The sequence below is a fragment of the Massilia sp. MP_M2 genome, from assembly GCF_039123635.1.
Taxonomy (GTDB): domain Bacteria; phylum Pseudomonadota; class Gammaproteobacteria; order Burkholderiales; family Burkholderiaceae_D; genus Telluria.
On record NZ_JBCHJF010000008.1, the window covers coordinates 161,297 to 184,637 of the forward strand.

The 23,341-nt window shown below is 68.1% G+C and carries 18 protein-coding genes; 11 read left to right on the forward strand and 7 right to left on the reverse strand.

Going from position 1 to position 23,341, the window contains the following annotated elements; all coding sequences use genetic code 11:
• Positions 1 to 5: 5 nt before the first annotated feature.
• The 5 genes from RCH14_RS17335 (at position 6) to RCH14_RS17355 (ending at position 7,584) form a co-directional block, all read left to right on the forward strand.
• Complete coding sequence (locus RCH14_RS17335) at positions 6 to 1,094, forward strand: hypothetical protein (RefSeq protein WP_343027347.1); 1,089 nt, start codon at positions 6 to 8, stop codon at positions 1,092 to 1,094.
• Positions 1,091 to 2,107 (forward strand): hypothetical protein, encoded by a 1,017-nt coding sequence (locus RCH14_RS17340; RefSeq protein WP_343027348.1) that lies wholly within the window; start codon positions 1,091 to 1,093, stop codon positions 2,105 to 2,107. Before RCH14_RS17335 ends, RCH14_RS17340 begins: the two co-directional genes overlap by 4 nt.
• Positions 2,108 to 2,253: 146 nt before the next feature.
• Positions 2,254 to 4,299, forward strand: coding sequence for a hypothetical protein (locus RCH14_RS17345; protein ID WP_343027349.1), 2,046 nt, complete (start codon positions 2,254 to 2,256; stop codon positions 4,297 to 4,299).
• A gap of 7 nt (positions 4,300 to 4,306) precedes the next feature.
• Positions 4,307 to 6,625, forward strand: coding sequence for an SUMF1/EgtB/PvdO family nonheme iron enzyme (locus RCH14_RS17350; RefSeq protein WP_343027350.1), 2,319 nt, complete (start codon positions 4,307 to 4,309; stop codon positions 6,623 to 6,625).
• Positions 6,626 to 6,693: 68 nt separating this feature from the next.
• On the forward strand, positions 6,694 to 7,584 hold the full coding sequence (locus RCH14_RS17355; RefSeq protein ID WP_343027351.1) for a pirin family protein: 891 nt from the start codon (positions 6,694 to 6,696) through the stop codon (positions 7,582 to 7,584).
• A gap of 201 nt (positions 7,585 to 7,785) precedes the next feature.
• Here the strand turns inward: RCH14_RS17355 and RCH14_RS17360 are convergent, their stop codons facing one another.
• Positions 7,786 to 9,417, reverse strand: a complete 1,632-nt coding sequence (locus RCH14_RS17360) for an FHA domain-containing protein (protein WP_343027352.1) — start codon at positions 9,415 to 9,417, stop codon at positions 7,786 to 7,788.
• Positions 9,418 to 9,555: 138 nt separating this feature from the next.
• Entirely contained in the window at positions 9,556 to 10,536 is a 981-nt protein-coding gene (locus RCH14_RS17365) for a protein phosphatase (protein ID WP_343027353.1), read from the reverse strand.
• Between the two features lie 212 nt (positions 10,537 to 10,748).
• On the opposite strand from RCH14_RS17365, the gene RCH14_RS17370 reads away from it, so the two are divergent.
• The 6 genes from RCH14_RS17370 (at position 10,749) to RCH14_RS17395 (ending at position 17,225) form a co-directional block, all read left to right on the forward strand.
• Positions 10,749 to 11,225, forward strand: coding sequence for a GNAT family N-acetyltransferase (locus RCH14_RS17370; RefSeq protein WP_343027354.1), 477 nt, complete (start codon positions 10,749 to 10,751; stop codon positions 11,223 to 11,225).
• A gap of 280 nt (positions 11,226 to 11,505) precedes the next feature.
• Positions 11,506 to 12,813 (forward strand): hypothetical protein, encoded by a 1,308-nt coding sequence (locus RCH14_RS17375; RefSeq protein WP_343027355.1) that lies wholly within the window; start codon positions 11,506 to 11,508, stop codon positions 12,811 to 12,813.
• A gap of 20 nt (positions 12,814 to 12,833) precedes the next feature.
• On the forward strand, positions 12,834 to 13,775 hold the full coding sequence (locus tag RCH14_RS17380; RefSeq protein WP_343027356.1) for a polysaccharide pyruvyl transferase family protein: 942 nt from the start codon (positions 12,834 to 12,836) through the stop codon (positions 13,773 to 13,775).
• Positions 13,776 to 13,809: 34 nt separating this feature from the next.
• Complete coding sequence (locus tag RCH14_RS17385) at positions 13,810 to 15,936, forward strand: EAL domain-containing protein (protein WP_343027357.1); 2,127 nt, start codon at positions 13,810 to 13,812, stop codon at positions 15,934 to 15,936.
• A gap of 69 nt (positions 15,937 to 16,005) precedes the next feature.
• The gene (locus tag RCH14_RS17390; RefSeq protein ID WP_343027358.1) at positions 16,006 to 16,737 is read left to right on the forward strand and encodes a hypothetical protein; all 732 of its coding nucleotides are present in this window, start codon (positions 16,006 to 16,008) and stop codon (positions 16,735 to 16,737) included.
• 20 nt (positions 16,738 to 16,757) lie between these two features.
• On the forward strand, positions 16,758 to 17,225 hold the full coding sequence (locus tag RCH14_RS17395) for a hypothetical protein (protein WP_343027359.1): 468 nt from the start codon (positions 16,758 to 16,760) through the stop codon (positions 17,223 to 17,225).
• Here the strand turns inward: RCH14_RS17395 and RCH14_RS17400 are convergent.
• The 5 genes from RCH14_RS17400 to RCH14_RS17420 form a co-directional block, all read right to left on the reverse strand.
• A complete protein-coding gene (locus RCH14_RS17400) occupies positions 17,222 to 17,698 on the reverse strand; it encodes an SH3 domain-containing protein (RefSeq protein WP_343027360.1) in 477 nt (158 codons plus the stop codon). The two genes, RCH14_RS17395 and RCH14_RS17400, sit on opposite strands and share 4 nt — an antisense overlap.
• A 7-nt stretch (positions 17,699 to 17,705) precedes the next feature.
• On the reverse strand, positions 17,706 to 19,271 hold the full coding sequence (locus RCH14_RS17405; protein WP_343027361.1) for a hypothetical protein: 1,566 nt from the start codon (positions 19,269 to 19,271) through the stop codon (positions 17,706 to 17,708).
• On the reverse strand, positions 19,232 to 21,592 hold the full coding sequence (locus RCH14_RS17410; protein ID WP_343027362.1) for an FtsW/RodA/SpoVE family cell cycle protein: 2,361 nt from the start codon (positions 21,590 to 21,592) through the stop codon (positions 19,232 to 19,234). The genes RCH14_RS17405 and RCH14_RS17410 overlap by 40 nt, the downstream gene beginning before the upstream one ends.
• Positions 21,589 to 22,551 (reverse strand): protein kinase domain-containing protein, encoded by a 963-nt coding sequence (locus RCH14_RS17415; protein ID WP_343027363.1) that lies wholly within the window; start codon positions 22,549 to 22,551, stop codon positions 21,589 to 21,591. Before RCH14_RS17415 ends, RCH14_RS17410 begins: the two co-directional genes overlap by 4 nt.
• Before the next feature lie 279 nt (positions 22,552 to 22,830).
• The gene (locus RCH14_RS17420) at positions 22,831 to 23,322 is read right to left on the reverse strand and encodes a glycine zipper 2TM domain-containing protein (protein ID WP_343027364.1); all 492 of its coding nucleotides are present in this window, start codon (positions 23,320 to 23,322) and stop codon (positions 22,831 to 22,833) included.
• Positions 23,323 to 23,341: the final 19 nt, after the last annotated feature.

Below are 23,341 nucleotides of genomic sequence, written 5' to 3' on the forward strand. Positions count from 1 at the left end.
CAACGATGCTAGGTTCACTGTTCCGGAATCCCCTGCGACGCCCGCCACGACAGGACGCGTTCGACGCGACGCTGCTCGGTAGCGTCGCAATCGCCTTGCCGGCGCCGCCGGGCATCACCATTCCTGCGCCGTGCGCCGCCGTGCTGGTCGATCGCGGTGGCCGCAGCCGGCGCCTGGCGGCCGGCAGCCGCATCGCTGCTCTCGAAGGGGAAACCGCCTGGTGCGTCCATCCGGGGCCGTACACCTGTGACCTCGTCCCGTTTGCCGGCGCGCCCGAGATCGGCCTGCGCGTGAGCTTCGCGGTCGACGCCAGCGATCCGCGCGCCACGCACCAGCGTTTCGACCTGTTCCTGGCCAGCGAAGCGGGTAGCTCAGTGGAGCTCGCGGGCTTTGGCGGTTTGGCGCAGACGGCGCTGCAGCGCGAGCTGGCCCAGGGCAATCTCGAACTGCCGCCCTGCACCACGCTGGAAGAGTGGAACAGGTTCCGATCCGGTTTTAACCAGTTGATGTACACGCGCTTTGGCGTGACGGTCGACGATTGCGTGCCGGTCGATCTTGGCGCGACGCACGATTACCCGGCGCTGCTCGAAGCACGCCTGGCGGCGCAGCCCGTGTTTGCGACGGCGGCAGCGTCGGCCGAACCGGCCGCTGCGTTGACGACAATACCAGCGGAAGCATTCGTACCGGCCTGCGAAGATGCCCGCGCATTGCGGCGCCTGTTCCTGGAGTTGCCGTGCCTGATGTGCGCGGTGCGCATGGCGGTGCTGCCGGCCGACCAGGTGCGCTTTCGCCAGCACCAGGAGCTGCTGCGCCGGCTCGACCTGGTCAGCCTGTCGGTCGGCACGATGCCGGCGCTCGAGCTGGCCGCGCCCGGTCAGCCACTGGCACCCGAGGAGCAGTTGCGCCGTGCGCGCCACAGCCGCCGCGCCGCTGCCGCGCTCGACGAAGCCTGGGCGCTGCTGGCGCGCATGAAGGTCGCCGGCGAAGGGCCGCTCGACGTGCTGTTCGATGAAGCCGACCGCATCGTCGCCAATCTCGAAACCGAGACTGGTGCACGCCGTGTCACGCACGTACAGGACGAGGTGACGGCATGACGGGCACCGTGTTTGAAGCGTGCTGCCGCAGCATTCTGCCCGACGGCAGCAGCGTCACCATCACCGCGACGCGCCGCCCGCGCGCCGGCCGCGCCGACGTCAAGTGCAGCGTCCCCGGCGCGCCGGCGCAGGCCGAACGGATGCAGCAGGTGGTGCGCCTGGCGCGCCATACCGAGCCGCGCCACGACAGCCGTGACCAGGTGGTGCTCAGCGCCGACCGCGCGTTCGATCCGGTCGCGCGCGACTGGGAACTGGCCGCCGTGCTGGCAGACCGCATCGTGCGCGGCGTGTTTCCAGCGGCGCGACCCATGGTGGCCAACGGCTGGTCCGACGCCTGGCACCTGGGGCGGATCGATGGTCGCAATTTGGTCCAAGCGCCTGACGGCGTGCTGGCGGGCGGCCCGGACGGCTTGCCGCACCTGGGCGCGCTGACCGGCCAGCCGGATCCGGGCGCAGCGACGGCCAGCGCGCGCGCCTGGTTCCCGCTGTACAGCGGCGGCGAACACGATGGCCTTGGCTGGGTCGAGGTGAGCGTGCGGCCCCTGGCCGGCGCCGCTGCCAGTGCGACGGATACCGACGATGATGCGGTCAGCGTGCCCGACCTGGACGCGCTGCGCCAGGGCCAGGTACGGGCCGTGCTGGCTGGCGCGCGCCATTTCGACGGCCGTGGCCAGGGCCAGTGGAAAACCACGGTGCGCTTTGGCGAAGCTGGGTTTTCGGGCGACTCGTACGGCCTGGCGCTGGTGATGGCCGACCGCATCGCACGTGGCCGCGAATTCGTGGCGCGGGGTAGGGTGGTCGCCACCGGCACCTCGAGCGCCTGGCATGCGGGCAAGGTCGAGAGCGTGGACGCACTGGCGCCCAAGTGCGCGCTGATCCTGCGCGAGGCGGGAGCGGGGGACCGCATCCTGCTGCCCAAGGCATGGGAGCACGCGCTGCCGCAGGGCATGCGCGAGGCGCTGCGCGCACGTGGCGCGAGCCTGGCGTGTGTGGAGCGCATCGGCATCATTTGAGATCACCGGTGCAGAAGGGCTGTACCTGCCTGCGGGTGTGCGCGAGCGCACCGCGGCGCCAGACGCCTCCCTGCTAGAATCGGGCGTTAGGGCAGCACGTTTGCAAGCAGAAGGCAAGAGAGAAAACGGAGTCGGCTATGTTGCACATGTTCGGAGTAAACGGGGCCAGTTGCCCGCGGTGCGAGCGCAAGAATGCGGTCGATGCACGCTACTGCGCGGGCTGTGGCGTGATCCTGGGGGCGCCGCGCAACAAGCCGGTGCTGGTCGAGAACCGCTGGGTCCCGGCGCCCGACGAGCTGGCCGTGTTCTTTGGCCTGCGCGAATTGTCCGGGCTGTTCGTCAAGACGCTGCGCGTGCCTGCCACGGCGCGCGGTTTCATCCTGCAGGGCGACAAGGCGACCGAAGTACCGCAGGGCGAATACGAACTCGAAGGGTTCTTCACGCGCCTGAACCACTTGCTGCGCGACCAGCACGCCGAGATCCTCGTCACGCGCACCACGGCGCTGCCGGTGCCCTTCGACTTCGACGACATTCCGACCTGCGAGCAGCTGGCCATTTCGGTGCGCTTCACGGTCAGCATCAGGATCGAGAACGTCGCGGCCTTTGCGCGCCACTTCATGACCACCCCGGGCACCATCGGCACGCCCGAGTTGCGCGAACTGCTGGCGCATCCGGTGCGTCAGCTGGCACTGGAATTCATCGGCGCACGCTCGATCCGCGAAATGGCCGCTGGCGGCGCGCTGCGCGAAGAACTCGACGAACGCCTGCAGGGCGGCCTCAGGCTTCTATTGGCCGACTATGGCCTGGCCGTGACAAACGTACAGACGGTCGAGCTGCGCCATGATAAGTACGACGCCAACCGCGCGCGCGTGGGCAGCATGTGGCTCGCGGCCGACGAGCAGCACGTGCAACTGGCGCACAAGCGCCACCTGGACGAACTGTACACGGCCGAAGAATGGCAAGGCATCAAGCGCAGCGAAGAAGAGGCGCGCCTGCGCATCCGCCGCGCCGAGCTGCGCCAGGACGACGCGATCGCGCGCGCCGAGATGTCGCTGCAGGGCGCCGACCGCGCGCACGGCGTGCGTGCACGCCAGATCGAACTGTACGGCCGCATCCTCGAAGCGACCTCGCGCGAGCAGGCGCTGGCGCAGGGCGCGGGCCAGGTGCTGGCCGAACTGCAGCACGAGGCCGCGCAAAAAGGGGCGCAGCGCGCCGACGAAGCGGCGCAGTGGCAGCACCTGCGCGCGCTGGCCGGCGTGCACATGCGGGCCGAAGTTGCCAGCGCCCAGCAGGAAGCCCAGCATGCGCGCCAGTCGGCCCAGCAGCGTTTCTCGCAGCAGTTGCTGCAGCAGCAGATCCGCCACAAGATCGACGGGGCGCGCCTGATCGAGGACGCGACGCGCCAGCGCGCTGAACTCGTCCGCCTGCGCGAGAGCGAAGCCGAAGCGGCGCGCCGCATGCGCGACATCGACGAAGCCGAGTATCAGGCGCGCTACCAGGGCGTGACGCTGGCCAACGAGGCGCGCCTGCGTGAGGCCGGCCGCACACAGGCATGGGAAGACGAGCAGGCGCGCCAGCGCATCGAGGGCGCCCGGCGCGGCGCCGGCAAGCTCGATGCCGAGGCCCAGCAGGACAAACTGCAGCGCACGATCGAACTCGAGGCACTGCAGGCGCGCTCGCTGCAGGACGTGACGCTGCACGCCGACGAACACCGCGCCGGTCTGGGCGAGGCGGCGCGCGCGGGCGAGCGGGCGCACGAGATCGCGCTTGCGCGGCTGGCAATGGAACGCGCCGCCGCGCTGGGCGCGATGGACGACACGGCCAAGCTGGCCCTGGCCGATGCCGCCAATGCCGTCGTGCTGGCCGATTACCTGAAGACGCGCGTGCACGCCGACATGGATGCCGACCAGTTGACGGCGCTGGCCGGCGTGGCCGGCGCCGCCAAGGTCGACCTGGGCGAGGCGGCGCGCGCCGCGGCGCAGCTGGTACGCGATGAACAGGCGCGGCGCGAGCACGAAGTCGACAAGGACCGGCGCCACCAGCTCGACCTGTTGACCCTCCAGAATGACGTGAACAAGGCGGCCCTGCAGGCGCAGGCGGGCGTGGCCGGTGCGCGCCAGTGCGTGCGTGGGCACGCCCTGCAACGTGACGACCGTGTGTGCGCCACCTGCGGCGGCGCGCCGTCTGCCTGATCGATCAATGCAAACAGCCATCGACAAGATCCGCGAACTGCGCGCGCTGCATGACGACGGCCTGCTGACCCGGCAAGAGTTCGAACTGCGCAAGAACGCGATCCTCGACGCGGCCTACCATCCGGGCGAGCGGCCAGCCGATCCGGATGCGCTGTATGAAGTATCCACGTCTGCATCTGCGCCCCCAGCACGCCCCGGCACCGAAATCGGCCTGATGACGGGCCAGGAAATCGGCCCGCAAAACCGGCGCTACCGGCTCGAACGCCTGATCGCGCATGGCGGCATGGGTCAGGTGTGGCAGGCGACCGACCTGGCCACGCACGCCGAGCTGGGTCACAGCGCGCAGGTGGCGCTCAAGATCCTGCCGGCGCACGCGACGTCGGCCGCCAGCCACGCCAAGCTCCTGATCCAGGAAGCCACGCGCGCGCGGCGGCTGGCGCACGAACACATCGTGCGGGTGTATGAATGGGCGCAGGACCCGGCCACGTCGAGCTTTTTCCTGATCATGGAATACCTCGAAGGCGAAGACCTCGACGCCGTGCTGGCGCGCGAGGGCCGCCTGCCGCTGGCGCGCGTGCTGGCATTGCTCGATCCGGTCGCCGCCGCGCTGGACTATGCGTGGGAGCGGCATCACCTGGTCCACCGCGACATCAAGCCCGGTAATGTATTCGTCACGACGAAGGGCGACGTCAAGCTGCTCGACTTCGGCATCGCGGCGCGTGCGCGCTCCAGTGGCCCCGTGTCGAAGCTCGACGCGCCGGCCACGTCCGGCACGGCCGGCTATCGCGCGCCGGAAGCGGCGCTCGAAGGCAGCACGCCCGAGCCAACGCTGGACGTGTATGCGGTCGCGGTCATGATCCACCAGTTGCTTACCGGCGTGCTGCCCGGCGAACCTGGCGGCACGGTGCCCGAGACGCTGGGCGCGCGCCAATGGGAGGTGCTGCGTGGCGGCTTCGGGCGCGATCCGGCGGCACGCCCGGCCAGCGTGCACGCACTGCTGGCAGCGATCCGCGCCGCCGCCGGGCCGTCGGCCGCCGAGCTGGCGGCGCAGGACGCCCGCGCGCGCATCGAGCACGAACGCGTGGCGCGCGAACTGGCTGCGCGGCGCCAGCTCGAGGCCGAGGCGGCCGCTGTCATCAAGGCGCAGCAGGACGAGGGGCGCCGCGTCCAGCTGCGCGAACAGCAGCGGCGTGAACGGCTCGAGGCGGAACAGGCACGCCTGGCGCGCAAGGAATCGCTGCGCCAGCAACTGCTGGCCCGGCGCGACGAAGAAGTCGCCAAGACCCAGGCGGCCAAGGAAGAGGCGGCGCGCAAGGCGGCGCAACTGAAGGCGGCGGCAGCCTACCTGGCGCAGCAGAAAAAGGCGCGCGAGGATGCCGCTGCGGACAGCGCGGGCAGCGCGGGCAGCGCGGGTGAGCCCGTGAGCCAGGAACGGGCACCCGATGGGCCGGCAGCGGTGGCCGTGGCAGTGGCGGTGGCCGTGGCAGATGCCCCGCCCGTGCCGCTCGCCGACTCGGGCATCCTGCGCGACGCCTTCATCGACGGCAGCGGCAGTGGCCCGGCCATGGTACTGATCCAGACGGGCCGCTTCCAGATGGGCTCTCCCGAGCACGAGCGGCGCATCGCGATGGCGGCCGGTTCGCAAAAGAACTGGATCGCACGTGAAACGCCGCAGCACTGGGTCGGCATCGAGCGCCCGTTTGCGATGGGCCGCTATCCGGTGACGGTGGGCGATTGGCGCGCCTTTGCCCAGGCCAGCGCCTGGCAGCCGGCCGGCGAGATCGACTGGACCGCGCCGGGCTTCGCGCAGACCGACGACCATCCAGTGGTCGGCGTGACGTGGTTCGACGCGCTGCAGTACGTGGCGTGGCTGAGCGCAGCAACCGGCAAGCGCTATCGCTTGCCGAGCGAAGCCGAATGGGAATACGCCTGCCGCGCCGGCACCAAGACCGCGTTCAATACGGGCGACACGATCGCCACGACACAGGCCAATTTCGACGGCACGTTTACCTACAACGGCGGGCCACGCGGGCAATTCCGGCACGGCACCACGAAGGTCGATACCTTCGCGCCGAACGCCTGGGGCCTGCACGACATGCACGGTAATGTGTGGGAATGGGTGCAGGACGTCGTGCACGAGAACTACGACGGCGCGCCAGGCGACGGCAGCGCCTGGGAAACGGGCGGCGACCAGGTGCGCCGCATCCTGCGCGGCGGCTCGTGGCTGTATAACCCGCGCTACCTGCGCTCGGCGCTGCGCAACGGGTTCTCGGCCGTGCTGTCAAACGATATCGTCGGCCTGCGCGTGGTGCGCGAACTGATGTAGGGCAGGCTGGGATGCGGCAGGGTTTGGGTGTACAGTCAGGGCTCGTCCATTTTTTCATACTACCTGCCATGGCCATCGCACACCTGTTTCGATCCCACGACAAGGACCTCGGCGACGGTTTCACCGTGCGTCGCCTGTTGCCCGCTGCGGCCCGCCAATCGATCGGTCCGTTCCTGTTTTTCGACCACATGGGGCCGGTGGAAGCACCGGCCGGCGCCCGTCACGATGTGCGGCCCCACCCGCACATCGGGTTGGCCACGGTGACGTACCTGTTCGAGGGCGCGATCATGCACCGCGACAGCCTTGGCACCGAGCAGCGCATCGAACCGGGCGCCGTCAACTGGATGACGGCCGGCAGCGGCATCGTGCATTCCGAACGCACGCCCGACGACCTGCTCGCGCGCACGCGGCGCACGCACGGCCTGCAACTGTGGGCGGCGCTGCCGCGCGAGCACGAAGAAACGCCGGCCGCCTTCAGCCACACACCGGCCGACCGGATACCCGAAATCGCACTGCCGGGCGCTACTGTGCGGCTGCTGGTGGGCAGTGCCTTCGGCCAGACCTCGCCCGTGCCGACCTTCAGCCAGACGCTGTACCTCGATGTGCAGCTGGCAGCCGGGGCCGCCATCGAACTGGACGACTTGCCTGAAGAGACCGCGCTGTATGCGCCATTCGGCACGATCGAGATCGACGGCCAGAGCGTCGCTGCCAACACGATGGCGGTGCTCGAGCCCGGGGCGGCGGTGCGGGTGAGCGCCGCCGCTGGTGCGCGCTTTGTCGTGATCGGCGGCGCGCCGCTTGACGGCAAGCGCTTCATTTTCTGGAATTTCGTGTCGAGCAGCCGCGAGCGCATCGAACAGGCGGCGCGCGACTGGGAAGACAACCGCTTCGTGCCGTTGGCGGGCGATGCCGAGCGCATCCCGCTACCGCAGTGGCCGCCAAGCTGGCGCCGGGATTGACCTTGCCGCGCGGCTAACGCGCGCCCGGTCGATGCGGGTGGGCGTAGTCTGGCACGACCCTGTGCGTGTCAATACGAATGAGGTGATGTCATGAAAATTCGCGAACAGCTGCGTGCGCCGGCGATCGTGTTCGCCGTGAAGGCAGTGCTTCTGGCCGGTGCAGTGCTGGCCTTTCTGGTGCTGGTGCCGTGGTACGGCTGATCAGGCGCTGAGCGCGGCAGCAAGCAGGCTGCGGCGATCGACGCCGCGCCCTTCGGCGCGCGCCTCGGGATAGGCGGTGGGGACGAAGCGCGCCGCAATCCCGATGCCGGGCTGTTGCACGCGGTCGAGCGCGCCAGCCGTGGCCAGTGGCGCGTCGCGGCCGCTTGCACGATCGCGTTGCCAGAAACCGCCATCGCGGTGGAACAGCAGCGGCAGGGCGACAGCGCGCGGCATTGCCGCTGGCTGGACGCCGCCGCCTGTGCTGGCGCTAGTGCTGGTACTGGCGCTAGCGCTGGCGCTGGCGCTGGTCAGCGTCGTCTCGCCAGCAGGTGGCACGGCGTCCGGCGCCATCAGATAAAAACACTCGGCACGGGCGCCGGCGTCGAGCCGGTGCAGCACGACCGCGTGCGCCAGCAGCGCCGTCACTTCGAGCGTGACGATGCCTTTGATGCTGGCCGTGAGTTCGATGCGCATGCCCAGGCGCAGCTGCACCGGCATGTGCTTGCCGGGCCAAATGCCGTCGAGCAGCATGCCGTAGCGCGACACGTCTTCGATGTCGAACCCGGCGCGGCTGCGGCGGATGATCGCGTGGCGGCCCGACAGGCGGCGCGTGAGGCCGCCGGCATCCATGCCGGCGTCGCCATAGTGGGCCAGCAGCACGGCGGCGTCGGGTGCGTCGGGCTCGAAGCGCCCGAGCATGAATTCGTCGAGCGCGAACAGGCGCACGTGGCGCTGCGTGGCTGAATCGGCCTCGGCGTGCACGAGGCAGGCGCTATCGGTCAGGCATGGATGCGCGGCGGCCTGGGCGGGAAGGTCGATCTCGATCAGGTCTTCGTCCCACGCGATCGTGGTCATGCCCATGTCGATCTTGCCGCTGCCGTTGCCGCCGTCCAGGTTCAGATGCGCGATCGATGCATTGCGCGCCACGACGTCGATATCGATCCGGCCGCCACCCGGCGCGTTGACGCGGGCAATGCCGGCGTCGTCGGCCGTGACGCGTACATTCTTGTGCGTGGCGAGAAACGTCTGGTGGATTTCGCCAAGGCTGGCATCCTGGCGCGGCACCAGGATCACCGGCGAGCAGGTCCAGGTGCGGCTGGCATCGGACGCATGCGCATGGCGGCTGTGCAGCTCGATCTCGATGCGGTACTGGCCGTGTTCGAGGCCGCGCGACGAAAATTCGAGAAACAGCGGCCGCCAGTCGCCGCGCGAGGTGCGCTGGAAGGCGTAGCTTTCGCCGCCTTGCAGGCGCAGCGCCGAGCGTACCAGCATGCGCACGTCGGGTGCGCAATCCATCGGCATGCCGCGCAACTCGAGACGCAGCGCCTGACGGCCACCGGCAGCGCGCGGATCGAACCCACTGATGTGCAATTGCGGGCGCTGCAGGCTGGACGGCGCCGGCGCCGTTGCCGGGACGACCGTATCACGCCGCGTGCGCACGGCGCTGATCGTGTCGAAACTGGCCGGCAAGGCATCGACGACCCGATTGACGGACGGCGGCAACGGCGCAGCATGCGCCTGATAGGCGCCGGCCGCAGCCTCGGGCTGGGCATGCCCGTGCGCGCACCGCACCTCGCCTGGGGCGACCCAGACGGTGCAATGCGGATGCGCGGGATTGCGGCAGCGATTCATGTCAAATTGATCAGTCAATAAAAGTTCAAAGGAGTATTGCAAGCTTACGCTGTTTTCAGCGGGCACGGCGCACCGAGCTCGTTGATTACCAGCATTATTTTCCTACAGCATCAAATTAATTTGTTATCTTTCCAACGTTCAATAACACGCGTCGTCGTCGTCCAGCGGCAAGGCGGTTTCGTCGGCGTGGCGCGGCAGGGGGCGCAGGACCAGCGCCGTCAGATTATCCGGCTGCAAGCCGGGCGGCGGCTCGTGTTCCATCAGGCCGAAGAGGCGCTCGACGAGCGTCGCGGCCGCTGGCGCATCGGCCAGCAATGCCGGCCAGCGCGCGACAAACGCATCCGGGTGCGCGCACGACCAGAACCCGTCGGTGGCCAGCAGATACGCCGCGTCCGCCCGCAACTGCAGTGCGCGGCGGTCGGGCAGGTGGGTCAGCCAGCACGGCAGGTTGGCGGGCGTGAGGGCGAACAGGCCATCGGACAGACGCGACGGATCGGCAAACGCATTGCCCAGAATGAAGGCCTGGGCAATCTGCGGCGCGTGGTGGCCATGGACTTCGCGCCACCATTCGGCTTCACCAAGCCTGCCAGCCAGTGCGGCGCCGGTGGCCGGCACGTGGTCGATTGTCAGCGCCGTGGCCTGCTGCGCATCGAGTTCATACAGCCGCGAGTCGCCCACGTGATACAGCAGCGGCGCAAGGCCCGGCGGCAGTTCGAGCAGGGTCAGCGTGGTACCGGGCCGGCCCGTCGCGCCCGCGCCCTCGGCAAAGCGCGCCTGCAGTGTGGCGTGCAGCACATCGAGGTGCGCCGTCAACCCATCGAGCGAGGTGCAGGGTGGCATGGCGAGAAGGCCTGCGGCAAGCGCTTCGGCTGCTTCGCGTCCGTGACCATGGCCGCCCATCCCGTCGAGTACCGCCAGGCGGCCGTGCCCGGCGGGCCAGCCGGCAATCGTCGTGGTCGCCGGCTGCTGCTCGTGCAGATGGCAGGCGCGGCCATCGAAATCGATGACGACGAGGTTGTCCTGGTTTTCAATGCGCGTGGACGCGCCCACACCCACGCGGCTGGCCACCGCGACGTCGAAGGAAGGGGCAAAGCGGAAATCGGCAAGCGTCGGGGGCATGGGCAAGGGTCGTGATGGTGTGATGACAGTAGGTGTGATGGCACTGTACTACTGTTTGCAGGCAAGTCATGCGTTGAACAGGCGCCAGTATCCAGGCCACCCGTGGGCATCGGCCCGGCCGGCACGACGCTCGTGCAACAACCAACCTGCAAGATGCAACGCTGGCCATGGTATGTTGAGCGTATTGACGCCACCTTCTGCGAAACGCCCCCATGGACATTCGCCCACTCGCACTTGCCGACGTGCCGGTCCTGGCGCCGGCCATGGCCGCGCTGCTGCACAGCCTGGCGCTGGAATTCATCGTGCACGAATCGACACCGCTTGGCGCCGCGACGTTCCTGGCCGAGAATGATGAGAACGGCATCCGCGGGTATCTGGCGCGCGGGCACGTCTGCCATGTGGCCCTCGACGGCGACCGGCTGGCCGGTTTCATCGCGATCCGCGACAACAGCCATCTGTTTCACCTGTTCGTCGGCACCGCCTGGCAGCGGCAAGGACTGGCACGGCGCTTGTGGCACGCTGCGCGCGCCGCCGCCATCGCGCGCGGCGGGGACGGCAACTTCACCGTCAACGCGTCGAACTACGCCGTGCCTGCGTATGAACGGCTGGGCTTCGTGCGGGTGGCGCCGACCCAGTGCCTCAAGGGACTGTCGTTCAATCCAATGCAGCTCGGCTGGGCAGGGGATTGAGGCGGCCCGGCCTCACAGGCAAGGAGACGTGCCGTGCACTTCCCGTCTTTATTGCTGAGCGACAAAAGATTTCTTTTTGGCAGCAGGTTACAATGACGGACGGTCCGGGTCGCTCGGGCATGAACGGCACCTTCGTGCACCATGGTTTTTTTTGATCCGGCCCGGCTGGTTGCCAGCCGCAGAAGCACTGTGCTCGACGAGTTTTGATGATGAACCTGAATAAGCTGATCCGCACTCTTCACGCAAACGCCCTGTCGGGGACGGCGCAAAGGGCGCGGGCATGAGCGCGACAGCGTCGTCGACGCCTTCCATTTCGCGTGCCTTCGGCAAGACCCTGATGACCACCATGGGCATGACCGTGGTGGGGTTCATTTCGTCCGTCATTACCGCACGTATCCTGGGGCCGGAAGGGCGCGGCTTGCTGTCGGCGGCAATCCTGGTCTGCTCGCTTGCTGCCGGTGTGGCGCAGTGCGGCATGGGCAGCAGCTACCTCTATCACTTCGGCGCGGCGAGGCAGTTTGCGTATCTGCGCTTGTTTCTCCTGTCGCTGCTGAGCATCAGCATCTTTGCCACCGTGCTGGCCGCCGCGGGGCTGCAACTGAGCGACGCGGTGCAGCTGCACCGGTTCATGTGGCTGATCCTGGCGTTTGCCGCGTTCATGGCGAGCCAGGTCTATATTTTCACGATCACACAACTGCATTCGGATCTTCATTTCTTCAATATCCTGCGCTTCACGCAGGTGTTCGGCAACCTGGTCCTGATGCTGCCGCTCGTGCTGTGGTTCGACGTGGTGACGTTCGAACAGATTCTGGCCACGCAATTGCTGATGCTGATCGGTGTCACCGCCATGGGGCTGTGGTGGACGCGCAAGCACCGGATCTGGCAGTTGACAGCCGACGTCAAGGAGCCGGTACGGCCATGGGGCGTCTTGCGCTATGGCTTTCACCAGCAGGGCATCGGTTTGCTGAGCCTGTTTCTGGTCAATTTCGACAAGCTGTTTCTGCTCAATCGCGGGACGATCCGCGAATACGGTTTCTATGCGCTCGCATTCACCACGTCGCGTCTGATCGGCGCGGTACAGGAATCGGCGTCGGTCGCGCTGTTCTCGCGATTTGCCGGCCGGGATGAACAAGCGCTGAGCCAGGCGGTCCGCACCACCTTCCGTGTGACGTTCATGCCGCTGATGGTGCTGGCCGCGCTTGGCGCCGCGCTGTCGCCATGGTTGCTCAATCTGGTGTATGGCAAATCGTTTGCCGCGATGACGATGCCGTTTGCCATTCTGTTGTTCGAATGCGTGATCGGCGGCGCCAGCTGGACGCTGGCGCAACGCTTCACCGCCGCCGGGCAGCCCGGGCTGGTGCTGGCGCGCCAGATCATCGCCGTGGTCCCGGTGCTCATCGCGATCCCGTTTCTGCCGCACGAAAATACCTATGTCTGGCTAGCGGGGCTGATGCTGGCGGGTGCGTGCCTGCGCCTGGTCACGACGATCATTCTCGGGGTGCGCCGGCTCAATGAGCCGATGCCCGATTTCATCCCGACCCGCAGCGACTTTGCCCTGTTGCGCCGGGTGCTGACGCGTGCCAAGTAACCGCATTTTGGGGAGTAGCCTTGAATAACCATCGTTTGATGATGCTGGATCTGCAAAACAAGCATGAGACCATTCATGATTTGCTCAAGGGCAGAGACTTTCATTACATCGATATTCCGATGCACGACAACATCGGAGATTTGTTGATCATGCAGGGCTCGCTGGCCTTCTTCAAGAAGAAGCGCCTGTCTCCCCGGACGATCTCGACGTCGTGGGCGTTCGATCCGTCATGGGTCAAGCCGGCCGACATCCTGGTGTTTCACGGTGGTGGCAATTTTGGCGACCTCTACGCGAACATCAACGAAATACGCGAAGAGATCATCACGCGCTTTCCGGATAATCGCATCGTGATGCTGCCGCAAACTGTGTTCTTCACGAGTACAGCGACGCGTGACCGGTCGGTTGCCGTGTTTCGCCGCCATGCCGATATCCACATCTTTGTTCGGGACAAGGCGTCGCAGCACATTGCGAACCTGTTTTCCGACAACGTGTATCTGGCGCCGGACATGGCGCACCACCTGTATCCGATCGCCAGCAGCGGCAACGGCGCCGGCGTGCTGCGAATCGAGCGCGTGGACACGGAAAAGCCGGTCGTGCCGGCGTCGCTCAAGGATGCGCAATTCGACACCCGTACCGACTGGGTCGAGGTCGTGGGCCAGGAAAAGCGACTGATCAACTTTGCCTGGCGCATTCAGGCTGCTTTCAACAAACGCGGCTGGCAAACCTGCAAGAAGCTGATCGGCCCGTGGTACTGGGTACCGGTCGCGCAGCGTTTTTCGTCCAGGGCCGTGGCGCTGTTCGCGCGCCATGACCATATCGTCACCGACCGCTTGCACGGCCATATTCTGTCGTGCCTGATGGACAAGCACCACACCGTGATCGATAACAGTTACGGCAAGAATTCCACGTACATCGACGAATGGACGGCGCACAGCGATCTGGTGCGACTGGTGAAGGTGTGACCGCATACCCGCTTTTTTCTAAGGATAGTGCCCCATGACCACCCCCGCCCAGACGGTCCTGATCGTCGACGATGAAGCCAAGAGCCGCGACCGGTTGGCCGACCTGCTGGCGCCCGGAGGCTATGAAACGACGAGCGCCGCCAGTGGCGCAGAAGCGCTGTCCTCGGTCGCTTGCGAGGCGCCCGACCTGATCCTGATCGCGCAGACGATGGTGGGTATCGACGGCTGCCAGGTCGCCACCATCCTCAAGGCCGATCCCGCCACCGAGAACATCCCGATCATCATGGTCACGGGAGACGAGGACATCGGCATGCGCCAGGAAGGACTGGCGGCGGGGGCCGAGGAATTCCTGAGCAAACCGGTCGATCCCACGGAACTCGGACTGCGGGTGCGTAATCTGCTGCGCCTGAAGGATATGGGCGACCTGGAAGACCAGGTCCTCGTGCTCCAGCAGAAAGTCGCCGCCCGGACCGCCGACCTGCTGCGCTTTCGCACCGCGATGAACGCGACGCCGGACGCCATCATGCTCGTCAGCCGCGACACGATGCGCTTCGTCGAAGTCAACGATACCACCTGCGCCATGCTGGGCTACACGCGCGCCGAGATGCTGGCCCTGGGGCCGGTGGCGCTGGGCGCGGCGACGCACGATGAACTCGAGGCGATGTTCGAGCCCGCGCCGGGTGGCCGCATCAAGCCCAGGCTGAGCGAGGTCACGCTGCATTGCAAGGATGGCGGATTGGTCGACGTTGAAATCCACCGCCAGGCGCTGTTGTCCGGGAATGACTGGATCATCGTCAGCGTGGTGCGCGACATCACCGAGCGCCGGATCGCGCAGCAAATCCTCCAATACCAGGCCAGCCACGACCTGCTCACCGGACTGCCCAACCGTGCCTGGTTCTACGAGGCGCTGCACAGCACCGTCCGGACGAGCCAGGACGCCAGTGCGCAGATTGCGGTGGTCTTTCTCGATCTCGATCGCTTCAAGAACGTCAACGACACGCTCGGGCATGCCATGGGCGACGAACTGCTGGTGCAGTTCAGCGCCCGCCTGGCCACATGTGTCGATGCGCGCGATACCGTCGCGCGCCTGGGCGGGGATGAATTCGGCCTGATCCTGATGCTTGACCAGGACCCGGCGCGCGCGGCCATCGTGGCCGGCCGGATCGCCGAGGTGCTGTATCCGCCGTTTAATCTGCGCGGCTTCGAGGTGATCGTCACGGCCAGCGTCGGCATCACGGTCCATCCCGAGGACGGCGGCGACCCCGAGGTGCTGATCAAGTACGCCGACACCGCCATGTACGAGGCCAAACTTGCCGGGCGCGACACTTATCGCTTCTTCACGGCGCAGATGAATGCCGATGCGCTGCAGCGCCAGGATCTGGAACACGCGCTGCGCAAAGCGGTCGAGAACGACGAGTTCGCGCTGTATTACCAGCCCAAATTGCTGCTCGGTACGGACACCATCGTCGGTGTCGAAGCGCTGCTGCGCTGGGACCGGCCCGGCCACGGCCTGGTGTCGCCAGGCCTGTTCGTGCCGGTGCTCGAAGAGACCGGGCTGATCGTGCGCGTTGGCCGCTGGGTGATCGATGTCGCCTGTCGCCAGATCAAGGCCTGGACGCTCGGCACGACGGGGCCGATGCAGGTGTCGGTCAATATCGCGGGGCGCCAGTTCGCCGAGGGCGACCTCGAAGGCGACGTGCTGCGCGCGCTGGCCGAGCATGGCGTGCCGCCCGCGCTGCTGGAACTGGAACTGACCGAGACGTCGCTGATGATCAACACCGAGCGTACGATGCAGTGCCTGAGCAACCTGCGTGCGCAGGGCATCCAGGTCTCGGTCGACGATTTCGGCACCGGCTATTCGAGCCTGGCCTACCTGCGTCGTTTCCCGATCGACAAGCTCAAGATCGACATCGCCTTCATTCGCGACGTGACCACCAATGCCGAAGACGCCGCCATCGTCAACGCGATCATCACGATGGCGCACAGCCTGAACGTCCAGGTCGTCGCCGAGGGCGTCGAGACGACCGCCCAGAAGGCCTTCCTGATTGCGCACGGGTGCGACCAGATCCAGGGCTATCTGGTCAGCCGCCCATTGCCGGCGCACCTCGTCACGTCGCTGATGGCGCTGCACGCCGCCAGCGAACAACCAGCGGCTGCCTGACGGGGCACAGCCGGGTGCGGTGAGAATTGTTGAGTAAGTAGCACCATCGCGCTGGCTATACTGGCCGACATGAACAGCGCCACTTCGCGTTACCGCTTTACCGCCCCCCGCAGCGCGGGCCTGGCGGCCACGCTGCTCGTGCATGGGCTGTTGATGCTGGCCTGGCAACTGGCGCGCCCCTTGCCAGCACAGGTTGCAGGTGACGATGCGGCGATGCTGTGGCTGCGCGTGCCGGTGCCTGTGCCGCGGACGGTCGTCGTCCCGCCCATCCAACGGGAGGCTGCGCCAGCCCCGAGAAGCAGCACGCCGCTGCGGCCGATGCCTGCGGCGCAGCGCCAGACGCCGGCGCAGGAACCAGCGCCGGCATTGTTGACCGCGCTGGCGCCGGATGCGCCGCCAGCGCCGGCCGAACCGGTGATCCCCAGTACGGCCGCCATCATGGACAGCGCGCGCCGCAGCATCGGCGACATCGACCGTGCACTGCGCAAGGAGCGCCAGCCGACGATCGTGCTGCCGCCGGACAGCCCGCAGATCCGCCTGCGCCGCGGCATCGAGCATGCGCGCGAGATGGCGCCGCCGCGTCTGTGGGAGGCGCCGCGGGTCGCCGAACTGGTCAACAACACGGGTGACGGCGCGCGGCGCACCCGCGTGATCACCGCAAACGGCACCTACTGCCTGACGGAGCGCGCGCCGACGACCGATGTCGAGATGTTCGAAAAGCACGGCAAGCAGCGCTACACGACCTGCCCGAAGGATGAGGAACCCGTCCGGCAGCAGGAATGGCGTACTGCGCGCGACTGAGCTGTTTACCGGAGACCTGGATGAGAACCATGCTATTTCTGGCCGCTGGCCTGACCTGCCTGGGGGCGACAGGCGGGCTGCGCGCCGCGCCAGTCGTCAGCCATTTTCCGCAACATGGTCTGGGTGTGTTCCTGGCCAGTCACTTCGATTTGGCCAGCATCCGCAGCGCCTTCGGACCGCGCCGGGACAGGCATGGGCAGCGCACGTTGGCCGACTTTGGCATGACCCCGACCACGGCGACGGACACTGACCTGATCTACGACGTTCCCGGGGACTGGTACGTCCGTCTGCAGGTGACGGGGCGCCGTGACGTGAATCGCGACGGCATCGAGGACCTTGAGGTCTGCTTTACCGACCTTGCGCAGAATGGTGGCACGTACCGCAGCGTGAAGGGGCTGGTGATCACACGCTACGCGAGCGACACGCATGCGCTGGCGCTGAGCTTTGGCACCAGCGACGAGGTCTGCGGTCGTGACCCAGGAAGTTAGCGTTCGTCCGCCCGGCGCAGCCACAAGCTGCTGGCCCAGCCTTCGACGTTCCTGCCATCGAGCGTGGCGCGCACTTGCCACCAGTCGCCATCGCGCCGGCCCGTGGCAATCACCCGCGCACCGCCCGGCACCACCAGCAGGCGCTCGGCGCTGATGCCGCCCGCCACGCGCAGGTTGAGCGCATCGCGCACCCGGTAAGGGGCGCCGGCCTCGGGCACGTCGGTCGCCGGTGGCGGCGACTCGGCCAGCTGGGCTGGCGGCGGCAGCGCGCCCGGCATGCCGAACAACGCCAGCAGCAGTGCGCCGCCGGCGGCGGTGCCAGCGGTCAGCACGCCCACTGCGCGGGCGTTGGGCCGGCGCCACCAGCTGCGTGGCGTCAACCATGCGCAGGCGCACAGCGTCAGCACGAGGGCCGCGCCGAACGCGCCGAGGTACGTAGCGAAATGCGCCGCGATGTGGGTCGAGAATGGCATGCGAGCCTCAGGCGTCGAAGCGCAGCACGTAGTGGCCGGCCACCAGGTGGTGGCCCGGTGGGATCAGGTATGGCGCATCCGGCGTGGCCGTGTCGATCTGCGCCACCAGGGCCAGCTCGGCGTCGAGGTGGTACAGCGCCTGGCTCGGCGACAGGCGCACCACGCGCAGGCCATCGCCCGATGCTTCCCAGCTGAAGGCGCTGCGCGACAGGCCGAGCCGGTCGGCGCTGGCGGCGGCGCCGTCGGCCTGGCGCACGAACTGCGGTGCATCGAGCACGCGCAGCGCCGCCAGCGACGGCATGCCGCGCCCGAATGTCAGGCGCGAGCCGGCTGCCGCCGGTTGCGACGGGCCTTGCGGCAGTACCAGCAGGGCGCTGTAGCGCTCCGTCATCGCCTGCGGCGCGGCCAGCAGGCCGATGCTGGCCCCGTCCATCGGTGAGAACTGCGACGGTACGGCGATCCGCTGGCGACCGGCCGGGGTGATCGCGTGCAGTTCGTCGGCGTCGTCGACGGCGAAGCGGATCACATTGTCCTTGCCCGGCGCCGCCGGTACCAGTTGCGCGTCGAGGCCCACTTCGATCGCCTGCGCACCCGTGTCGCGGTAGCGGCTTAGGCGCGGCAGGGCCAGCGCCGCCAGCGTGATGCGATGGCGCGCGACCGGCGCGTAGGTGGCGTCGGCTTCGGACGTCGGTGCCGGTGCTGCCGCGGATACCGGCGCCGGTGCGGCCAGCGGCATCGCGGTCAGGTCGGCCGGCGGCGTACTGCTGCGCGACTTCCACACGGCGGGGCTGCGCTGCGGCGCTGCAGCTGGCGTGGCAGGTGCAGCAGATACGGACACCGGCGGGCGCGCGGCGGCGCCGACCTGGCTGATCCTGAGCAGCAGGCGCTGGGCGCTCGCGCCCTTGCCGCGCAAGACGTAGTAGCCATTGGCGGCGTCGAAGACGCAGTCAAAACTGTCTTTCGGGCGCACCTGCAGTTCGAGCTGCGCTTCCGGCCCGTCGTTCACGAGGAGCAGGCCACCGTCGGGGCCGAACGGCCAGCCCGGCACGGCGAACGTCGCATTGGCATGGTCCATGCCCACCAGGGTGAGGCGCTGGTTCGGGTAGATCGCGCACACCGGCTGCCAGATCGCGCTGTCGCGCGAGGCGGTCACCGTGTACTGAACCTGTTCGCCCGGCGCCGGCAGGTAGACGGCGTGGCCGAACTTGACCTGCACTTCACCGGGCGCGATGCGCTCGTCCCCCGAAATGAAGTAGCGCACCTCATCGCCGCCGAGCAGGTCGCCAAAATCCTTCTGGTGCAGCGCGGCCAGCGACTGCGCCAGGTCGCGCACGCGCGCGCCGCGGGTCAGGTGACGGTCGTCGTCGACGTCGTCCTGCGGCAGCACCAGCGTCACGTGCGAGAAGCAGCGCGTTGCGGCGCGGCCGCGCAGTTCGCGCGGCGAGCGTTCGAGCAGGTCGCGCAGCAGCGCGCGACGCGAGAACAGCGACAGACCGGGCGCCTGCCACAGCGCGTCGGCATTGAACACGTCTTCTACCTTGCCCAGGACTTCGTGTTGGACATAGACCGGCATGATTGAATCTCCTCGTTGAATGGGGTGCTTGCCATGCCAAACGCTAGCAGGGGGCAGATGAAAAACAGCAGGTGCGAGCCGCCGGCTGACAAAAAGCTCATCGGCTGGCCCATGATCGGGAACATCGCCAGGTTGGTGCCCCACGACAGCAGCAGGTGGCCGGCGACGAACGCGGCGCCGCCGCATAGCGCGAAGCACTGGAAGCGCCCCAGCCAGGCGCGCCGGAAGTCGTTGGCTGCCAGCGCACGGCCCCAGGCACCGGCGGCGATTCGCACCAGCGCCACCAAAAACAGCGCCTGCAGCGTCCACAGCGCCAGACCGGCGGCCAGGCCGTGGCGCTGCAGCAGGAAGGCCGGCGCAAAGTCATCCTGGATCGCGGGGATCGCCAGCGCGTCGCCGGCCGCGCCGCCCAGCGCCGCGAGGCCGAATGCGTTGTCGGCACCCAGCCAGCCGCCCTCGGCGATGGCGCGCGCGCCGAGCAGCATTTGCTGGCCCGTGTGCGGGTGGACGGTTGGCGCGCTCCAGACCTGGAACCGTTCAGGATAAAAACCCAGCGCCCCGAGGAATGCGCCGCTGCTGCGCAGCGCTGCGCCGCCGGCCACCAGCAGGCAAATGGCCACAGCGGCCGTGACGAGGGCGGCGCGCCGGCCACGGCTCGCGCACCAGGCCAGCGCCATCGCGCTGCTCCAGACCAGCAGCAGCACCAGTGGCGAATAATCGTCGACCCGCACCAGCGCGACGCCCAGCAGGAACACGAACAGCAGTACGGGCGCGGCCATGCGCAACCAGAAGCGCCAGTTGCGCTGCTGGTGCGTCGCGCCACCCGCGACCAGCGCCAGGCAATGGGCGCTGAGCGCAGCCAGTGCGAACTTGGCGAACTCGAACGGCTGGATGTCGAACACGCCCGTCTCGCTGCCGAAGCAGACCTGCAGCAGCACGCCGACCAACGCCATCCCGGCCAGGGTCAAGAGCACGCGCTCGGTGACGGGGCGCGACAGGTTGTTGCGGCCGACGCAGTGCAACAGCAGCAGCGCGCCGGGCAAGCCCAGGCCCAGCAAGGCGGTGGAGTTCTGGAAGTGGCGCAGCCAGGCGGTGTCGCGTGCACCCAGCCCCATCTCGAGCTGGATCAGCAGGCCGGCGCCCAGCAGCAGCACGGCGACGGCGGGCAGCAAGCCGATGCGCGCCTGAAAACGCAGCGTCAGCCACAGCGTGGCCCAGGCCAGAAAAAGCGAGATGCCGACACCGGGCGCACCGCCGCTACGCTGGGAGACCAGCAGCAGGGTGGCCGTGGCCGCAACGAGCGCGGTCAGCAGCGGCAGGGCGATGCTTGCCCCTGCGGCGCGCCCGCGCAGCAGGGGCACTACGCTGAGCCCACCCAGCAGCAGCACGCCAAGCGCGGCGGCCCAGGCCAGCGGCGTGGGCGCGGGCAGCGTAAACGGGGTGCGTTGTTGCCACTGCCAGCGCACGGCCTCGGGCAGCTGCACCTGCGGCGCGTTCGACAGCGCGACCTGGCCCGATGGCGTCATGTGCAGCATGTCGCCATTTGGCGTCAGCGTGAAGATGGTGCGGCCAACGGCGAAGGCATCGGTGGCGGCCAGCGGCTGGTCGCGCCCGGCGGCGTCTTCCCAGCCATGTGCGGTCGAGACGAGCACCGGCTGATCGCCCCGTACCGACAACGCGATACGGCCATCTTGCAGGCGCGCCAGCGACGCAGTGCCTGCTTCGAGCGTGGTGCTGGCAATCCGGTTGCCGCAGTACAGCAGGCCGCCCAGGCTGACAGGCCGCGCCAGGCCAAGGGCGTGCGGCGTAACGCGGTTCCACAGCGCGAGCGCACGGCTGGCGAGGGGCGCGTCCAGGCAGGCCTGCTGCAGTGCGCCGTCCTGCAGCAGGGTGGCGCCGTCGTAGTGCCAAGTGCGCCCGCCGTTCGAGAGCGTCACACTGCCGGCATCCTGCGCGAGCACGGTAAAGCGCACGGCGCCGGCCTGAATCTGCTGGCCGCGCGCCAGCGGCACGTCGCTGCTGCGCGCGCGCGCGTCGCCACGGCGCAGCACGATCGGCTGGACTGGCGCCAGATTGCGCAGCCACCAGGAGCCGGCGATATCGCGCCGCAGAGTCAGCTGGCGCGCGGCGGCGCGCGGCGCGCCCAGTTCGGTGCGGCCCAGTACGATCGATTCGCCGGGCTGCAGGCGCACATCGATCTCACGCGGCAGCCAGGCAGCAGGCGCGCGGAGCACGGCCAGCAGCTGCACGGCGCACAGCAGCGCGAGCAGGATCGAGGCTGTCGCGGCGCCGAAGGAGATGCGCTGGCGACGGTGTTTCACGCTGCGCTCCTGACCTGCGGCGCGGCCAGCAGGCTGCTGGCTTGCCCGAGCAGGCGGCTGATTTCCAGCGCATGCTGCGCACGCTCGGCGGGTCGGTCGGCCAGCAGGCGGCGCAGCAGCGCCAGGCCAGGCACGGCCGCCTGGCCCAGGTGGCCGGCGAATAGCGTCGCTTCGTCAAGCTGCAGCACGGGCGGGCGCGCCTGGTGCGCGGCCAGCAGCGTGGCTGCGCCATCGCGGCCATGTGCCTGCCACGCCTGGCCGCAGGCGCTGCTGTAACGCAGCAGGCGGCCGCAGACGAGGTAATAGAAGAGGGCGCCCAGGGCGAAGTAGTCGGTGCGCGCTTCGGTGGCATAGCCGTCGGTGTCGGGAAAGAATTGCTCGGGCGCCTGCCAGTTGGCGGTGCCGGCATAGGTATGGGCGCGCAAGTCGTCCAGGCGCCGGTTGGTGCCGAAGTCGGCCAGCTTGAGGGTGTCGGCGGCACGGTCGAGCAGCAGGTTGCCCGGTTTCAGGTCGAGGTAGCGCCAGCCGTTGGCATGGACCTTGGCCAGCGCCTGGTTGACCTGGCCAATCCAGGCCAGGGCGCGGGCCGGGGCGACCGTGCAACCGGCAGCGGCTTGTTCCGCCAGGTAGGCGGCCAGATCGCCATCGAGCAGTTCCAGGGCGAGCGCCGGCAGGCCAAGGTGCTCGCCACTGTCGAGCAAACGCACGATGTGGCGGCCGTCCCAGGGCGCCAGGCTGCGCAGGAACGCGATCTCGGTGCTGGCGCTGTCCCGCCAGCGGGTACGCAGTGCGACCGGGGCGCGCGCCATCTGGTCGAGGTTGACGAGCTTGAGTGCAACAGCGCCGGTGGCATGCAGACTGTCGGCGCGCCAGACGACACCGTAGGCCGCGCCGGCCAGCGGTTCGCACAGGCGGTATTGGCCGCCGGTCAGCGAAATGACGGTGCCTGCGTCGTACATGATGTCCCCCGAGCATGGCGCAAGGCGCCGATGAACAAGCAGAGCGGAGGGAAGGAGAAAGGGCTGGAAAAGCGAAGATCAAAAAGCGAGGGTCAGGTCTGACATTCGGACACGATCTCAACCGTCGCGCAGTCGAGCCTGGCTGGCAAAGGGCCAGGCTAATACTGGGCAAGTCGCCGTTGGAAGTGGCTAAAGCTGAGGTCGTGTCCGAATGTCAGACCTGACCCCGGCTGTGGGCTGTGGACAAAGAAAAAGCCGCGCAGTGCGCGGCTGTTGAGGTTAGCGGCCGTAGCCGCGACGGTCATCGCGGTCCCAGCGGTCGTGGCGATCATGACGGTCGCGGCGGTCATGACGGTCCCAGCCACGGCCACCGTCACGGTATTCGACGTAGACCGGACGCGGTTGCACGTACACCGGACGCGATTCCACGTACACCGGGCGCGGCTGCACATACACCGGACGCTGCTGGACATACACAGGGCGCTGCTGGACGTAGGCCGGTTGCGACTGGTAATACCCGCCGCGATTGTCGTAATAGTTACCGCGATCGCCGTAGTGGCGACGGTCGTCGCGCGAATGGACGGCGTTGCCCACCGCCGCGCCGATCACGCCACCCGCCACGGCGCCGCCGGTGCCGCCCACAGTGTGGCCAACGACTGCACCGAGCACGGCGCCGATGGCCGTATTCGTACCACGATCGCCGGCCATTGCCGCCGGCGATACGGCGACGGCGGCCAGCAGCACAGCACCAAAGGTCTTCGATTTCAACATGGCATTTTCCTTTTTACCC

What these genes read in the sequence shown, in the direction of transcription:
- RCH14_RS17350 (WP_343027350.1), top strand. Translation starts at nt 4,307, where the DNA reads ATGCAAACAGCCATCGACAAGATCCGCGAACTGCGCGCGCTGCATGAC.
- RCH14_RS17415 (WP_343027363.1), bottom strand. Translation starts at nt 22,551, where the DNA reads ATGTACGACGCAGGCACCGTCATTTCGCTGACCGGCGGCCAATACCGC.
- RCH14_RS17335 (WP_343027347.1), top strand. Translation starts at nt 6, where the DNA reads ATGCTAGGTTCACTGTTCCGGAATCCCCTGCGACGCCCGCCACGACAG.
- RCH14_RS17375 (WP_343027355.1), top strand. Translation starts at nt 11,506, where the DNA reads ATGAGCGCGACAGCGTCGTCGACGCCTTCCATTTCGCGTGCCTTCGGC.
- RCH14_RS17370 (WP_343027354.1), top strand. Translation starts at nt 10,749, where the DNA reads ATGGACATTCGCCCACTCGCACTTGCCGACGTGCCGGTCCTGGCGCCG.
- RCH14_RS17385 (WP_343027357.1), top strand. Translation starts at nt 13,810, where the DNA reads ATGACCACCCCCGCCCAGACGGTCCTGATCGTCGACGATGAAGCCAAG.
- RCH14_RS17355 (WP_343027351.1), top strand. Translation starts at nt 6,694, where the DNA reads ATGGCCATCGCACACCTGTTTCGATCCCACGACAAGGACCTCGGCGAC.
- RCH14_RS17420 (WP_343027364.1), bottom strand. Translation starts at nt 23,322, where the DNA reads ATGTTGAAATCGAAGACCTTTGGTGCTGTGCTGCTGGCCGCCGTCGCC.
- RCH14_RS17340 (WP_343027348.1), top strand. Translation starts at nt 1,091, where the DNA reads ATGACGGGCACCGTGTTTGAAGCGTGCTGCCGCAGCATTCTGCCCGAC.
- RCH14_RS17400 (WP_343027360.1), bottom strand. Translation starts at nt 17,698, where the DNA reads ATGCCATTCTCGACCCACATCGCGGCGCATTTCGCTACGTACCTCGGC.
- RCH14_RS17405 (WP_343027361.1), bottom strand. Translation starts at nt 19,271, where the DNA reads ATGCCGGTCTATGTCCAACACGAAGTCCTGGGCAAGGTAGAAGACGTG.
- RCH14_RS17365 (WP_343027353.1), bottom strand. Translation starts at nt 10,536, where the DNA reads ATGCCCCCGACGCTTGCCGATTTCCGCTTTGCCCCTTCCTTCGACGTC.
- RCH14_RS17360 (WP_343027352.1), bottom strand. Translation starts at nt 9,417, where the DNA reads ATGAATCGCTGCCGCAATCCCGCGCATCCGCATTGCACCGTCTGGGTC.
- RCH14_RS17395 (WP_343027359.1), top strand. Translation starts at nt 16,758, where the DNA reads ATGAGAACCATGCTATTTCTGGCCGCTGGCCTGACCTGCCTGGGGGCG.
- RCH14_RS17390 (WP_343027358.1), top strand. Translation starts at nt 16,006, where the DNA reads ATGAACAGCGCCACTTCGCGTTACCGCTTTACCGCCCCCCGCAGCGCG.
- RCH14_RS17345 (WP_343027349.1), top strand. Translation starts at nt 2,254, where the DNA reads ATGTTCGGAGTAAACGGGGCCAGTTGCCCGCGGTGCGAGCGCAAGAAT.